General features: G+C 62.3%; 13 protein-coding genes. 7 read left to right on the top strand and 6 right to left on the bottom strand.

Features of this window, described 5'->3' with window-relative positions:
* The first annotated feature begins 35 nt into the window (after positions 1-35).
* The 3 genes from Q0743_RS26800 to Q0743_RS26810 all read left to right on the top strand — a co-directional run bounded on the left by Q0743_RS26800 (position 36) and on the right by Q0743_RS26810 (position 3361).
* A complete protein-coding gene (locus Q0743_RS26800; RefSeq protein WP_298244486.1) occupies positions 36-854 on the top strand; it encodes an ABC transporter permease in 819 nt (272 codons plus the stop codon).
* Between the two features lie 121 nt (positions 855-975).
* On the top strand, positions 976-2304 hold the full coding sequence (locus tag Q0743_RS26805) for a polyhydroxyalkanoate depolymerase (protein ID WP_298244487.1): 1329 nt from the start codon (positions 976-978) through the stop codon (positions 2302-2304).
* Positions 2305-2521: 217 nt separating this feature from the next.
* The gene (locus tag Q0743_RS26810) at positions 2522-3361 is read left to right on the top strand and encodes a M48 family metallopeptidase (protein WP_097661541.1); all 840 of its coding nucleotides are present in this window, start codon (positions 2522-2524) and stop codon (positions 3359-3361) included.
* A 208-nt stretch (positions 3362-3569) separates the two neighbouring features.
* On the opposite strand, the gene Q0743_RS26815 is transcribed toward Q0743_RS26810, so the two are convergent.
* The 3 genes from Q0743_RS26815 to Q0743_RS26825 all read right to left on the bottom strand — a co-directional run bounded on the left by Q0743_RS26815 (position 3570) and on the right by Q0743_RS26825 (position 8340).
* Positions 3570-5003 (bottom strand): serine hydrolase, encoded by a 1434-nt coding sequence (locus tag Q0743_RS26815; RefSeq protein WP_298244488.1) that lies wholly within the window; start codon positions 5001-5003, stop codon positions 3570-3572.
* A gap of 178 nt (positions 5004-5181) precedes the next feature.
* A complete protein-coding gene (locus Q0743_RS26820; protein WP_298244489.1) occupies positions 5182-5841 on the bottom strand; it encodes a hypothetical protein in 660 nt (219 codons plus the stop codon).
* A 279-nt stretch (positions 5842-6120) separates the two neighbouring features.
* Positions 6121-8340, bottom strand: coding sequence for a transglycosylase domain-containing protein (locus Q0743_RS26825; RefSeq protein ID WP_298244490.1), 2220 nt, complete (start codon positions 8338-8340; stop codon positions 6121-6123).
* Positions 8341-8522: 182 nt separating this feature from the next.
* On the opposite strand from Q0743_RS26825, the gene Q0743_RS26830 reads away from it, so the two are divergent.
* Positions 8523-8948, top strand: coding sequence for a DUF1330 domain-containing protein (locus Q0743_RS26830; RefSeq protein ID WP_298244491.1), 426 nt, complete (start codon positions 8523-8525; stop codon positions 8946-8948).
* Positions 8949-9187: 239 nt separating this feature from the next.
* On the opposite strand, the gene Q0743_RS26835 is transcribed toward Q0743_RS26830, so the two are convergent.
* The 3 genes from Q0743_RS26835 to Q0743_RS26845 all read right to left on the bottom strand — a co-directional run bounded on the left by Q0743_RS26835 (position 9188) and on the right by Q0743_RS26845 (position 12346).
* Complete coding sequence (locus Q0743_RS26835; protein ID WP_298244492.1) at positions 9188-10408, bottom strand: ABC transporter substrate-binding protein; 1221 nt, start codon at positions 10406-10408, stop codon at positions 9188-9190.
* Between the two features lie 193 nt (positions 10409-10601).
* Positions 10602-11828: an ABC transporter substrate-binding protein gene (locus Q0743_RS26840; protein ID WP_298244493.1), complete on the bottom strand. Its 1227-nt coding sequence runs from the start codon at positions 11826-11828 to the stop codon at positions 10602-10604.
* Between the two features lie 161 nt (positions 11829-11989).
* Positions 11990-12346, bottom strand: a complete 357-nt coding sequence (locus Q0743_RS26845) for a DUF1304 domain-containing protein (protein WP_298244530.1) — start codon at positions 12344-12346, stop codon at positions 11990-11992.
* Positions 12347-12444: 98 nt separating this feature from the next.
* Here Q0743_RS26845 and Q0743_RS26850 point away from each other — a divergent pair, with 98 nt between their 5' ends.
* The 3 genes from Q0743_RS26850 to Q0743_RS26860 all read left to right on the top strand — a co-directional run bounded on the left by Q0743_RS26850 (position 12445) and on the right by Q0743_RS26860 (position 14223).
* Positions 12445-12975, top strand: coding sequence for a methylated-DNA--[protein]-cysteine S-methyltransferase (locus Q0743_RS26850; protein WP_298244494.1), 531 nt, complete (start codon positions 12445-12447; stop codon positions 12973-12975).
* A gap of 159 nt (positions 12976-13134) precedes the next feature.
* Positions 13135-13854, top strand: a complete 720-nt coding sequence (locus Q0743_RS26855; RefSeq protein ID WP_298244495.1) for a DUF2971 domain-containing protein — start codon at positions 13135-13137, stop codon at positions 13852-13854.
* 9 nt (positions 13855-13863) lie between these two features.
* Entirely contained in the window at positions 13864-14223 is a 360-nt protein-coding gene (locus Q0743_RS26860) for a hypothetical protein (protein WP_298244496.1), read from the top strand.
* Positions 14224-14276 lie beyond the last annotated feature (53 nt).

The raw sequence follows: 14276 nt of genomic DNA on the forward strand, positions 1-14276 counted from the left end.
GATGACAGTTTCCATCCGGGCCGCGGATTACCCCCATGACCGAGCTCCCCCTCCACCGCGGCATCTCCGCCCATCGCATCGGCGCGATGATCCTGCGCTATTGGTATCTGCTGCTGTCGTCTTGGCCGCGGCTGCTCGAATTGCTGTACTGGCCGGCGCTTCAGGTCATCACCTGGGGCTTCATCCAATACTACATCGCGGAGAACGCCAGCTTCTTCGCGCGCGCCGGCGGCACGCTGATCGGCGCCGTCATCCTCTGGGACATCCTGTTCCGCGGCCAGCTCGGCTTCTCCATCTCGTTCCTGGAGGAGATGTGGGCGCGCAATCTCGGCAACCTCATGATGAGCCCGCTCAAGCCCATCGAGTTTCTGCTGTCGTTGATGGTGATGAGCCTGATCCGTCTCGCGATCGGCGTCATCCCGATGACGCTGCTGGCGCTGTTCCTGTTTCACTTCAACGTCTATGCGCTTGGCCTGCCGTTGATCGCCTTCTTCTGCAATCTGATCTTCACGAGCTGGTCGGTCGGCATCTTCGTCTCGGGCCTCGTGCTGCGAAACGGCCTCGGCGCCGAGAGCATCGTCTGGACCCTGATGTTCGCGATCATGCCGCTCGCCTGCATCTATTATCCCGTCAGCGTGCTGCCGGGCTGGCTGCAATATGCCGCCTGGACGCTGCCGCCGACTTACGTGTTCGAAGGCATGCGCGCGCTCCTGATCGAAAACACGTTCCGCGCCGACCTGATGCTGGATGCGCTGGCCATCAATGCGGTGCTTCTGGTTGCATCTTTTGGGGCATTCCTTGCCCTTCTGCGCAGCGCCAAGCGACAGGGCTCGCTGCTGTCCGGCGGCGAATAGCGTCACTTTCTCGTGGATTCGGGCAGGTTTAGCGGTTTCGGCCACGTAGATGTACGGAACCATGCATTGACGCAATATTACGCATTCGGCAGTATGCTGCGATGCGAAGAGGAATATAGCGATGCCCATTGGTGAGTTTGGCGGCGCGCCGCCCCTGGCGGCAGAAGGCAGTCCGGTCCTGACGACGCCGATGTACTGGATGTACGAGATGGCGCACGCCGCTCTCAATCCGGCACGTGCCGTCACCGACGCCACCAAGCTGCTGTTTCAGAATCCGCTCAATCCCTGGACCCGCACCGAGGTCGGCAAGTCGGTCGCCGCGGCCTGCGAATTGTTTGAGCGCACCACGCGCCGCTACGGCAAGCCGGAGTGGGGCCTCAACGACACCGAGGTCAACGGCATCCGCGTCCCCGTCGAGGTCCGCTCGGTCTGGGAAAAGCCGTTCTGCCGGCTGCTCTACTTCGATCGCAAGTTTGCCCGTCCCCTGCGCAGCCCGCAGCCGCGCGTGCTGATCGTCGCGCCGATGTCCGGCCATTATGCGACGCTGCTGCGCGGCACGGTCGAGGCTTTCCTGCCCGCGCATGAGGTCTACATCACCGATTGGGCCGACGCCCGCATGGTGCCGCTCAGCGACGGCCGTTTCGATCTCGACGATTACATCGACTACGTCATCGAGATGCTGCACGTGCTCGGCGGCAACACCCACGTCATGGCGGTGTGCCAGCCCTCCGTGCCCGTCGTCGCCGCGGTCTCGGTCATGGAAGCGCGGCGCGATCCCTTCGTGCCGACCTCGATGACGCTGATGGGCGGCCCGATCGACACCCGCCGCAATCCCACTGCGGTGAACAACCTCGCCCAGGAGCGCGGCATCGACTGGTTCCGCAACCACGTCATCACCAAGGTGCCGTTCCCGCATCCGGGCATGATGCGCGACGTCTATCCGGGATTCCTGCAGCTCAACGGCTTCATCAGCATGAATCTCGACCGGCACATGGATGCCCACAAGCAGCTCTTCGCCCATCTGGTGAAGGGCGACGGCGACCTCGTCGACAAGCATCGCGAGTTCTACGACGAATACCTCGCGGTGATGGATCTCTCCGCCGAGTATTACCTCCAGACCGTCGACACCGTGTTCGTGAAGCATTCGCTGCCGAAGGGCGAGATGACCCATCGCGGAACACGCGTCGACCCCTCCAAGGTCACGCGCGTCGCGCTGATGACGGTCGAGGGCGAGAACGACGACATCTCCGGTCTCGGTCAGACCGAAGCGACGCACACATTGTGCAGCTCAATTCCCGATCATCGCCGTGTTCATTACGTCCAGAAGGGCGTCGGGCATTACGGAGTGTTCAACGGCTCGCGCTTCAAGTCGGAGATCGTGCCGCGGATTCATGACTTTATGGTCTCTGCAGCGAATCCGAGCTCGTTGCAGGCGCGCGCGGCCGAATAACCTTCGTTTTCGGCTTTCCCGTCAAAAAATCAGGCCCGGCCGGAGACTCCGGCGGCGTCAATTTCCCGCCAGATTCGCGGTATTTAGGTAGCTCCATAGGAGTGAGTCGGCACTCACCTCTTGGGGGTGCCGCATGCGTCCAGCGGGGGCGAAAAAAGCCGGTTCCGACCCCAGTCTGTAGGGTCTCCCGGACGCCAGACCGCTGTATATTGGGCAAATGATTTGTTTTTGCGCCGAGCGCTTTCCCTGGCGGCGGTTATGGCAGAATCCGGGCGCCCTCCTGCCCCCCGGACTGACAGACATGGCCACTCGCGCTCTCCTCTATCGGCGGCCCCACGAACCGAAGACCCTCGTCATCACCCACGGATCGCAATTTTTTGCCATCCGATTGCGCCGGCATCGCCGCGCGCGCCGCTATACGCTCAGAATTCATCCGAGCGATCGCGAAGCCATCCTCACCATGCCGCCGCGCGGCACGCTGGCCGAAGCCAAGGACTTCGCGCAGCGTCACGGTGCGTGGATCGCCGCACGTCTCGGTCGTTTGCCGAAGGCCGCACCGTTCCAGCCGGGCACGGTGATACCGCTGCGCGGCACGCCGCATCGTATCGTTCATCGCGCGGGCACCCGTGGCACCGTGTGGACGGAGGTACGCGACAGCGGTGAACGCATCCTCTGCGTTGCCGGCGGGCTCGAGCATGTCGACCGTCGCGTCAGCGATTTCCTCAAGCGCGAAGCACGCCGCGATCTGCAGCGTTCGGCGGAGGCCTACGCCGCCGAGCTCGGGGTCAGGGTCAAGCGCCTCTCGATCCGCGACCAGTCCAGCCGCTGGGGTTCCTGCACCTCGGCGGGCTCGCTGTCGTTCTCCTGGCGCCTGATCCTCGCGCCGCCCTTCGTGCTCGACTACCTCGCCGCGCATGAAGTGGCGCATCTGGTCGAGATGAACCACTCGGCCCGTTTCTGGCGCGTCTGCGGCAAGGTCTGCCCGTCAATGGAGCGCGCCAAGAAGTGGCTCGACACCTACGGGAACGACCTGCACCGGTATGGGGTCGAGGACTAGTGCGCGGCTCGTTAAGGCGCAGCCGCGACCGCGAAGCGGTTTTCCGGAAAGATCATGCGCAAACAATAACCTAAAGCGCGATGGCGATTCATCCAGGTCTCATCGCGCTTTATAGTGCGTCGCCAGCCGACACCATTGCTTGGTCCTGTTGAAGCGTTTTGTCGTCCACGTCCCTGAACGACGTCACGCGCCGATTGCTGCACACAGATCACTGAGGCAGCGCCACCCCGTCGATTTGCATGACGCCGAGCTGGTCGAACAACTCAATGTGCTCACCGTTCAGCACGGGAATGTAGCAGCGACGTTTGGCACCCGAGATACAGAGCTTGTCCTCCACGACCGTCCATGTCCCGGCCTTAGGTCCAAGGGACTCGTCCCAATGCGGATAGGTCATCCGGCCGTCGGGCTCGAATCGCATCGTGAACGGGCCATCCCTGAGCTTGGTACCGAAGCTGATCGTCTTGCCCTGGAGTTTTGTGGCCAAGGTCTCACCTGTCGGTCGTTCGCCGGCCGCTGCGGTGAGCGAGGCATCGGGCCCGGGATCATAGCCCTCGGCTTTCAGGATCAGCCAGAAGAGCCTGCCAATGCTACGCATGGTCGGCTCGGTGAAGGGCATGTCGCGGTCGACACGGTGCACCACGACGAGGTCGAGTGCGGGCACGACCAAGGCGTATTGGCCGCCGGATCCCTGGGCCATAAAGCTGCCCTCCGGCAAAGTGACCGTAGGCGCAACGGCACCGCCCAGAAAACCGATCCACCAGAGATAGCCATAGCCCATCCCTAACGCGGCTCTCGAATGGCTACGCGTGCTCTCTTCCACCCACCCCCGGGGCACGATCTGGTGCCCGGCCCAATTGCCTTTGTGTAGATAGAGAAGTGCAAATCGCGCCAAGTCCCGTGCGCTCATGCGGATCGCATAGGCGGGGTGGATCGAGGCTTCGCCGCGGACGTAGCTGCCATCCTGTGGCCGGTAGTCCTGCATGCCGATTGGCTTTGCGATCTTTTGGTCGAGCGCCTCGAAGATGCCGTTGCCAGTTGCGTGCTCGTAGATCGTGCCGAGCGCGTTGAAGTCCCAATTGTTGTAATACCAGAAGGTCCCGGGCGGGTGGCTGCCGCGCGGCGGTCTCAACTTGGCCATGTCCGGCGTCTCGTAGAGCGCGACGTGGTAAACCCCGGAACGCGCTTCGAGGAGTTCGCGCGCCGTCGCGCCCTTCTCGATCACGGTCAATCCAGGCGGATTATCGTCGATGCCGAGTTCGCCAAGCGTGCTGTCGAGGTTGAGCAGGTGATCCGACACTGCGATGCCGATCAGGGCGCCGAGCACGCTCTTGCGGATGGAAGCGAGTTCCATCGGCTTCGTGGTATTGCCCCACTCGGCCACCACCTTTCCGTGCTGAACGATCACAACCGCGCTCGAGCGAATCTGATCCGAAAAGGATCGCGCTTGGGCCAATTCGGTCTCTGACCAGCCCAATTCTGCAGGGGTGACGCGCTCCCACTCCGCGGCCGGGAAGCCATCTTCGGCCGTGGCGGCCCCGGACCGAACCAAAACGCAGAGCAGCACGACGACGAAAACAATCTGGCGCATATACATTGGGTCCCACGCGCTGCGCGCTTCACCTGATCGCAGCACGATACTCATTGACGGCGCCAAGCAGAACGCCTGTTGACGCATTTTTGGGATTCCCGCCAACGCTATCGTCACCCGGCCTGGCCGGACGCCGTTGTTGTTACGCCGAGAAAGCCGCAGCGAACTGGATTCCCCGCCCCAGTGCGCAATTGCGCACAAGGCGGGGAATGGCGGCGAGAGTGGAGCTGCATCAGGCAACCCTCACGGCACTCCTTCCCGCTTGCGTGCCTGACGCCAGATAAGCCGATTGCCGCTGCGCGCTTGCCTTCTGCCCCTCCGCCAGCATCGCCTGGAAGGCGGCGTCGAGTTGCTCGCGGCTGTAAGTCGTGGACGCGCTTTCGCGCGGCGTCCATTGCGATTGGGTGATGGCGGTGGAGGCCTTCTCGACGGTGCCGCCGAGCCGCGCGGCGTATTGGTCCGCCCGCCATTGCGCGAGGTGCGGTCCGCCCAAACCCGGGGGATCTTCCAGCTTGCCGATCCTTGCCGCCGCATCGTTGGTCATCGTCGAGGATCCGCCGTTGTACAGCGTGGCGACCACCTGACCGTCAACCTTGACCTGAGCGTAAGTGTTCTCAGGCGCATCGTCTGAGACGGTGGCTTGCGTCGCGGTCGCGCCGTGAGTCATCAGCCAGTTCGTGGCCATGAGGTCATGCAGGACAGGATCATCCGCCACCGAGATCGGCGTGGCGCCCGACAGCAGCTTCACCTGCGAGACGTCGACCCGAAATCCGTTGGCGGCAGCTTTGGTCTCATCCGGTGCCACCGGCTCAAGACCCGATGTTGCATGTGAAGCGGACGTCGATGCGGGCCGCAGATAGGGCAACGTCGCGCCGGACACACCTGACATCATGGAACGCTCCTTCCCACTCGCTCAACTTATGAGAGCAAATTCCGGGCCGGTGGCGCGTGCTTGAAGAGACTGGTGTTTTTGCTTTTCGGGCGCAGCCCGACTCGGTTGATCTTGCCGTGGTCGGCAGGACTTGCCGAAGGGATGCGGCTGCTGTCCGGCGCGAGTTTCACGCGTCCGGGCGGCCCGCGCAAGCCGTTGATTTCGTTAGCCTCGGCTACTGTGCATGGGGTTGTTTTCGCGATTTTTGTTTTGAGGAGCCTCAATGCCCTCAACCCGGGCCTAGCGGTTTCCGCCAAACAGCCGGTCCATCAGCCAGCCATCGAGCCCTGCCGCAGGCTCCGGTCGCACGTTGGCGCGTGTCGGTGGCGGCGGGCGATAGCCGCCGTTGTTCGCCGCTGCCGGTGCGGGCGCAGCCGCCGTCGGCGGCGATACCTGCGATGCCGCCTGCGCGAGATTTGAAAGGCCCCAGCCACCCGGCGCGCTCGGCAGGGCCGCCACGGGTACGCCCTCGTGCGCCGTCTTCATGAAGCGCGTCCAGACTTCCACCGGCAGGCCGCCGCCGGTCGCCTTCTTGGTCGGCGAGTTGTCGTCATTGCCGAGCCAGACGCCGGTGACGAGATTGGCGGTGTAGCCGATGAACCAGGCGTCGCGATAATCCTGGCTGGTGCCGGTCTTGCCGGCTGCCGGCCAGCCCGGGATCTCCGCCTTCTTGGCGGTGCCTGAGATCAGCGTCTCCCGCATCATCGTGTTCATCATGCCGACATAGCGGGGGTCGATGACCTGGGTGTGCTCGTCCGGCTGGCGCATGTAGAGCAGCTTGCCGCTGAGCGTCCTGATCCTTGTGACGACGTGCGGCGCCACTGCGAAGCCGCCATTGGCGAAGGGCGCATAGGCGCCGACCAGCTCGACCACCGAGACTTCCGAGGTGCCGAGCGCGATCGAGGCATTGGGCTCGAGCTTGGAGGAGATGCCGAGGCGGTGCGCGGTCCGCACCACGTTCTTCGGCCCGACCTCGAGGCCGAGGCGGATGGCGACGGTGTTCAGTGACATCGCCAGCGCCTGCGTCAGCGTCACCGCGCCGAAATATTCGTGGGTGTAGTTCTCGGGTTTCCAGCCCTTGACCTCGATTGGCGCGTCCTGGCGCATCGTGTCCGGCGTCAGGCCCTGTTCGAGCGCGGTGAGATACACGAACGGCTTGAACGAGGAGCCCGGCTGGCGCTTGGCGGTGACCGCGCGATTGTATTGGCTCTCGGAATAGTTTCGTCCGCCGACCATGGCGCGGACCGCGCCGTCAGGCGTCATCGCCACCAGCGCGCCCTGGCTGACGTTGAATTTCACGCTCTTGGCGGCGAGCTCGTCGATGATGGCGGCTTCCGCCACGCCCTGCAGCCTGGGATCGATCGTCGTCTCGACCTTGATGCTCTCGTCGATCTGGCCGACCAGATCGTCCAGCACCTCGCCGATCCAGTCGGCGACGTAATTGATCGTGCCGGCACCGACCGGCTTCACATTGTAGGAGGGATGGCCGATCGAGGCCTGCGCCTGCGCATCGGTGATGAACTTTGCGTCCGCCATCGCCGCGAGCACGATCTGCGCGCGCGCTTCGGCGCCTTCCGGATTGCGGTTCGGCGCAAGGCGCGAGGGCGATTTGACGAGGCCGGCGAGCATCGCGGCCTCGGCGATGGTGACGTTCCTCGCCGACTTGCCGAAATATTTCTGCGCGGCGGCTTCGACGCCGTAGGCGCCGGAGCCGAAATAGACCCGGTTGAGATAGAGCTCCAGGATCTCGTCCTTGGAATGCTTGCGCTCCAGCCAGATCGCCAGCTCCACCTCCTGCAGCTTGCGCTGCATGGTGCGTTCCTGGGTCAGGAACAGGTTTTTCGCCAGCTGCTGCGTCAGCGTCGAGCCGCCCTGCGACACGCCGCGATGCATGACGTTGGTGACGAGCGCGCGCAGGATGCCGACGGGGTCGATGCCGAAATGCGAATAGAAGCGGCGGTCCTCGATGGCGATGAACGCCTTCGGTAAATAGGGCGGCAGGTCCTTCAGCGCGATATTGGCGCCAGCCATCTCGCCGCGCTGCGCCAGCACGCTGCCGTCGATGCCCACGATCTGGATCGTCGGCGGTCGCTTGGGAATCTCCAGCGACTGGATCGGCGGCAGGTGGGCGCCGACATAGATCACGACGCCGATCACGGCGATCACACCCCACAGGCTCAGCACCGCGCCCCAATAGACCAGGCGACCGAGACTGAACCCGCCCCGCGACTTCGCCCGGCGCTTGGCGCCGCTGCGGCTGGCCGGTGCCTTGCGCTCGCGCGGCGGCTCGTCGCCGGCATCCTCGCTCTTGCGTTTGCCTGATGATTTGCCTGATTTCTTCGGCTTGTCGTCGCCGCCGCCGGGAATGCGGTCGGCCGGGGTCAGGCGCAGATCGGCGAGCGCCGCGGGCAAGCCGAACAGCGGCTCCTTCCGCCCACCCTTTTTCTTTCCCCACGCCATATGCAAACGCCCGGTCAGCCCGCCCCGCCGCACGCTAGCGGTCGCTGTTTAAGGCCCGGTTACCCCGGCGTTAACGCGTGATTAGGAGGTGGGGCATTCGCACCCCGCAGTTCCGCTCTCTCGGCGCCGGAGCTAGGATCGCGGGCGCAAAACACGATGAAGCACGCAGAGGAAACCCATATATGGGCCACATCGATCCGACCAAGGAGATCTTCGCGCAGTTCCGGGAGAACGACCGTCCCGGCCCGATCCACATGCTCAACCTGGTGAGGCTGCGCAAGGACGCGGCCTATCCGGACGGCCGCAAGGCGAGCGGCGCGGAAGCCTATGCCGCCTATGGCCGCGAGAGCGGTCCGGTGTTCGAGCGCCTCGGCGGTCGCATCGTCTGGCAGGGCAAGTTCGAGCTGATGCTGATCGGTCCGCAGGAGGAGCGCTGGGACCATTGCTTCATCGCGGAATATCCAAGCGTTGCCGCCTTCGTCGAGATGATCCGCGATCCCGTCTATCGCGAGGCCGTGAAGCACAGGCAGGCGGCGGTCGAGGATTCGCGGCTGATCCGGCATGCCGTGTTGCCGGTGGGAAAGAACTTTGGGGAAGTGCCGACTTAGATCAATCGCGTAGGTCTCACCCCGTCATCCTGAGGCGCGAGTGGCGCGATGCAAAGCATCGCGCCGGGAGCCTCGAAGGATGCACGGCCCCGATGCTTCCGCGTGGCTGCCAGCCGGGCCGTCGCCCTTCGAGGGCCGCCAAGGGGCGGCCACCTCAGGGTGACGGTGATGGATTGGGCCCGCCCCCCAAAAAAAATCGGCGGCCCGCAGGCCGCCGATTGCATTCCGGAATTCAGCCACTAACCCGCCGAACCCGTATCCTCCAGGATCGGGCCGAACAGCTCCCAACGCTCGCCGTTGAACTTCATCATCTGAAGCTGCTTGTTGACGCGGTAGTCGGTCGGCGAGGTGTTGACCTTGATGCCGGGCAGCGCGGTGTCGGTGGCGAAGTCCTTCACCGAGGCCGCCTGCTTCATGACGTTTTCGCGGGTCAGGTCGTCGCCGCACTGTTTCAGCACATGCACCAGCAACTGCGCCGTGCTGTAGCCGTAGGTGTTGAAGTTCGAGTCCTTGTCGCCATCGGGATAGTACTTCGCCATGAAGTCGAAATACTTCTTCAGGCCGGCATCGTCCTTCCAGGTCGGATCGAGCGGCTCCTTGCCGTAATTGACGCTGATCAGGCCCTTGGCGGCGTCAAGGCCTGCGGGCTTCAGCACCGCGCCGACCGAGGTGGCGTTGATGTCGACGATCTGCACCGGATGCCAGCCCATCTCGGCGATCTTCTTGATCGCCTGCGCGGCCTGCTTCGGCGTGCTCGCACTGAAGAACAGGTCGGCGCCGGCATCCTTGATCTTGAGGATCTGCGAATCGACGGTGGGATCGGACACCTCGTAGGAGGCTTCGGTCACGATCATCTTGGCGGCCTTGTCGCCGAGGCCGGCCTTGATGCCGTTCAGGTAGTCCTTGCCGAGGTCGTCGTTCTGGTAGAGCACGCCGATCTTGGCGTTCGGATGCTCCTTCAGGATGTACTGGCCGTAGATGCGGCCCTCGACGAAATAGTTGGGATTGAAGCCCATGGTCCACGGAAAGTTCTTCGGGTCCGTGAACCTGGAGGCACCAGTCGCCGCGAACAGCTGCGGCACCTTCTTGGCGTTGAGATATTTCTGCACGGCCGCGTTCACGGGCGTGCCGATGATCTGGAAGGTCAGCAGCACCTCGTCGCTCTCGACCAGCTTGCGGATCTGCTCCACGGCTTTCGGCGGCGAATAGGCGTCGTCATACTGGATCAGGTTGATCTTGCGGCCGTTGATGCCGCCCTGGTCGTTGATCATCTTGAAATAGGCGGCCTGCGTCTTACCGATCGACGAATAGGCCGACGCCGGTCCCGAGAACGGCATGGTCTGACCGATCTTGATCTCGGTGTCGCTGGCGCCTGGATCGTATTTTTTCTGGGCATTGGCCGCTGAAATCGACAGCGCCAGAGCAAGCGCCGTGGCCAGATGCAGCTTTCCATTCCTCATTCGCAATTCCCTCAGTCTGTTTTTGCCGATGATCTCTCGGCGCACGCTTGCGCGTCCGATGCCACCGCTGAGGGCGAGTGTGGAGGAACGATTGTTGCGATGCAAGACGGGGGAGGCACGCAGTTCGTAGGGTGGGTTAACCGCCCGCCTGCACGAAGTGCAGTCCGCTGGCGGAACCCACCCTGCGTCGTCCCTAACCCGCGGGCCCGGAGTCCTCGATGATCGGTCCGAACAGCTCCCAGCGTTCGCCGTTGAACTTCATCATCTGCATCTGCTTGTTGACGCGGAAGTCGTTCGGCCCGGTGTTGATCTTGATGCCGGGCAGGGCGAAGCTCGGTGTGAAGTCCTTGATGTTGGCGACCTGCTTCATGATGTTCTCACGCGTCAGGTCGTCGCCGCATTGCTTCAGCACCTGCACCAGCAGCTCCGCCACCGAATAGGCATAGGTGTTGACGGTGTTGAGCTTGTCGCCTTCGGGGAAATACTTGTCCATGAAGGCGAAGAAGGCCTTCACGCCGGGATCGTCCTTCCACTGGGGATCGCTGGGCTCCTTGCCGTATTGGGTCGAGATGATGCCCTTGGAGATGTCGAGGCCGGCCGGCTTCAGCGTCGCCGAGATCGGGCTCGCATTGATGTCGAGGATGTGCACCGGCGTCCAACCGAGATCAGCCAGCTTCTTGATCGCCTGTGCCGCGAATTTCGGCGTCGAGGCGTCGAAGAACACGTCGACGCCCATCGACTTCAGCTTGACCACCTGGGAGTCGACGGTGGGGTCGGTGACCTCGTAGGAGACCTCGCCGACGACCATGCTGGCGGCCTTGTCGCCGAGGCCGCTCTTCAGGCCCGCGAGATAGTCGCGGCCCATGTCGTCGTTCTGGTAGAGCACGCCGATCTTGGCGTTGGGATGCTCCTTGAGAATGTATTTGGCGTAGATCCTGCCCTCGGACACGTAGTTGGGATTGTAGGCGATGGTCCAGGGATAGTTCTGGGGATCGTTGAAGCGCGCCGCGCCGGTGGAGGCCAGCAGCTGCGGCACCTTCTTGCCGTTGAGATATTTTTGCACGGCCGCGTTGGCCGCGGTGCCGATCAGCTGGAAGGTGAACAGCACCTCGTCGCCTTCGACGAGCTTGCGCACCTGCTCGACCGTCTTCGGCGGCGAGTAGGCGTCGTCATACTGGATCAGATTGATCTTGCGGCCGTTGATGCCGCCCTGATCGTTGATCATCTTGAAATAGGCGGCCTGGGTCTTGCCGATATTGGCATAGACGGAGTAGGCGCCGGAGAACGGCACGGTCTGGCCGATCTTGATCTCGGTGTCGGTTGCGCCGGTGTCGTATTTCTTCTGGGCAAGCGCCTGGCTTGCGGAGAACGCGAAGGCGAGCGTCGCCGTGGCAGCTATGAAGGCTCTGCGATTGTTCATCTTGGTTGTTCCTCCTGACGGAATTTCCGGTCGACGGTCTTTTCCCGTTGATTGCAACGGTCGCCATCGCTGCCGAAGATTGTGGAGGAAGGTACGCCGCCGCGCAAGGATCGCAGCGCTGCGCTTTAGCGTCTCAGGCGTGGCAGTCTGAGGTCGGCCGCTCAGGCCAGGATCAATGCAACCAGCGCGATCGCCGCCGGCAGCGCCTGCACCATCAGGATCCGCGTGCTGACGGTTGCGGCGCCATACGCTCCGGCCACGATCACGCAGAGCAGGAAGAACGCCTTGATCTGGAATGCGAAGGCCGGATTGCCATGGACGAGTCCCCAGACCAGGCCGGCGGCGAGAAAGCCGTTGTAGAGACCCTGATTGGCAGCCAGCACCTTCGTGATCTCTGCCTTCTCGGGCGTGTTGCGGAATGTCTTCAAGCCCAGCGGCTTGTCCCAGAGAAACATCTCCAGGATCAGAAAGTAAGCGTGCAGCGCGGCGACCAGCGCCACCAGGACATTGGCGATCAAGTTCAAGGTGAGCTCCCCCAAAGCGTCAGCTTTCGGGTGGACGTTAGCATGGCCGGCGTGTCAAACGCGATGGCATGTTTCGATGCAATGGTGCCGCCATGCCCGCGCGATCAATCAAACCATCTGTAAGCTTCGGCCTCGATCGTCTGGCGACGCCGATCGGGATCGCCTTGCTCGTCACCGATGCCGAGGGAGCGTTGCGCGCGCTGGACTGGGAAGACTATGAGCATCGCATGCGCGAGCTGTTGCGCCTGCACTACGGTGCGGTCGATCTCAGTGACCATCCTGCGCCCGCGTCCATGCGGACGGCGCTGTCCGCATATTTCGAGGGCGATCTCGGTCGGCTCTCGAACATCACGTGGCGCATAGCGGGCACGCCGTTCCAGCAGAAGGTCTGGACCGCGCTCGCGCAAATCCCGGCGGGGACCACGATGAGCTACGGAGCGCTCGCCGCGAAGATCGAAACGCCCGAGGCCATTCGCGCCGTCGGTCATGCCAATGGCTCCAATCCGATCAGCGTCGTGCTGCCGTGTCATCGGCTCATTGGCGCCGACGGCTCGCTGGTGAAATACGGCGGCGGGCTCGCGCGCAAGCGCTGGCTGCTGCGGCATGAGGGGGTGGAGGTTTAGGGCTCAGTCTGTCGTTATTCTGGACGTCCTACACCGACTCATGCCCAAGCTAAGAGGGGAATAAGCGGTTCAGCCGCAGTACCAACTGGTGGGTCTATTGACGATACGCAGGCCGTCGGGTTGTAATCGCGCTATTGTTCACTCACTTTAGGGTTTTCAATGGCCCGCGTTGAGCCTCCAGTGCTGCCGCCGCACCTGTACCGCTATCGGTCACTATCGCGCAGAGAAGAGAGTCTAATTCAGGAGATCCTCTCGATCCGAGAAGCCTATCTCTATTGCCCCAACTTCGAACGTATGAACGATGCTATGGAGGGATTTTACGATCCCACGGATGGATTGCGTGGGACGGAGGATTTCAAGAGAGTCGTTCATCGCATCTATGACGCAAAGAGTGATCACGGCATTGCCTGCTTCAGTGAGACGAACGCGAATGAGCTGATGTGGGCACACTATGCTGATAACTACGCTGGCATATGCGTTCGATATGAGACGCAGGCGCTGATCGATGGATTGCCGCTAGATGTTCGTGTTGCGAGGGTTGCTTACGGTGATGCTCCGCCACCAATTGGTCCGGAAGATGCACTCAATAGCAGGAATGCCGCTATTAAGATCCTTTCGCATAAGAAAGCAAACTGGGCGTATGAGCGAGAATGGCGTGTTATGGGTCGCGTTGGCGAGAACAGCTATGACGATGAAAGAGTTGTGACCGGGATATACTTTGGCTCTCGCATAAATTCCGAATACCGTTCGCAGATTCTCCGGGAACTTGATGGACTACGCCTAGAATTCTTCGACATGTCTGTGGAGGGCTATAAGCACGTCTTCAAGGCCGTAGATTTTGATCAGCCTCGGAGGCGACGCCGTGCGGGACGCGCGTGATGTCGATAAATGCACTATCTGCAGAATGGGAATGGCATCGCCGAAGAGGAAGTCGTGAGAATCTCAAAAAAGCGTGCTGCCATACTTCTAGAACTTGAACAGATCGTCGGGTGCGAGACATTCAACAGCAAGATCCAGAACTATGGATCGGATGGCACTTTTCTCGGTGAAGGACGAGATTTTAGATACCCGTTGAGTTTCACAGATGAAGCAGGTCAGAAAATCAAACGCAGGTCGCCATATGCCGATCTGCCGGTCAATGTGCAGATGACAGGACGTTATGTGATGGGGGCGAACGAGCTGCACATCATGCGTGCGCTCGAAAAATTAGTTCGATATCTGGAGGAAAGGCACGAACTCAAGATCTAGGCCACTTGATCCCGACGGGCTCTGGTTGTCTCCAAGCACGAAGTGGGCCGTGC

Origin of the sequence: uncultured Bradyrhizobium sp. (assembly GCF_936943645.1) — a bacterium.
Lineage (GTDB): Bacteria > Pseudomonadota > Alphaproteobacteria > Rhizobiales > Xanthobacteraceae > Bradyrhizobium.

Bases quoted from the DNA above. Each gene is read 5' to 3' on its own strand.
- Q0743_RS26800 (WP_298244486.1), top strand. From the start codon at position 36: ATGACCGAGCTCCCCCTCCACCGCGGCATCTCCGCCCATCGCATCGGC.
- Q0743_RS26805 (WP_298244487.1), top strand. From the start codon at position 976: ATGCCCATTGGTGAGTTTGGCGGCGCGCCGCCCCTGGCGGCAGAAGGC.
- Q0743_RS26810 (WP_097661541.1), top strand. From the start codon at position 2,522: ATGATTTGTTTTTGCGCCGAGCGCTTTCCCTGGCGGCGGTTATGGCAG.
- Q0743_RS26815 (WP_298244488.1), bottom strand. From the start codon at position 5,003: ATGAGTATCGTGCTGCGATCAGGTGAAGCGCGCAGCGCGTGGGACCCA.
- Q0743_RS26820 (WP_298244489.1), bottom strand. From the start codon at position 5,841: ATGATGTCAGGTGTGTCCGGCGCGACGTTGCCCTATCTGCGGCCCGCA.
- Q0743_RS26825 (WP_298244490.1), bottom strand. From the start codon at position 8,340: ATGGCGTGGGGAAAGAAAAAGGGTGGGCGGAAGGAGCCGCTGTTCGGC.
- Q0743_RS26830 (WP_298244491.1), top strand. From the start codon at position 8,523: ATGGGCCACATCGATCCGACCAAGGAGATCTTCGCGCAGTTCCGGGAG.
- Q0743_RS26835 (WP_298244492.1), bottom strand. From the start codon at position 10,408: ATGAGGAATGGAAAGCTGCATCTGGCCACGGCGCTTGCTCTGGCGCTG.
- Q0743_RS26840 (WP_298244493.1), bottom strand. From the start codon at position 11,828: ATGAACAATCGCAGAGCCTTCATAGCTGCCACGGCGACGCTCGCCTTC.
- Q0743_RS26850 (WP_298244494.1), top strand. From the start codon at position 12,445: ATGCCCGCGCGATCAATCAAACCATCTGTAAGCTTCGGCCTCGATCGT.
- Q0743_RS26855 (WP_298244495.1), top strand. From the start codon at position 13,135: ATGGCCCGCGTTGAGCCTCCAGTGCTGCCGCCGCACCTGTACCGCTAT.
- Q0743_RS26860 (WP_298244496.1), top strand. From the start codon at position 13,864: ATGCACTATCTGCAGAATGGGAATGGCATCGCCGAAGAGGAAGTCGTG.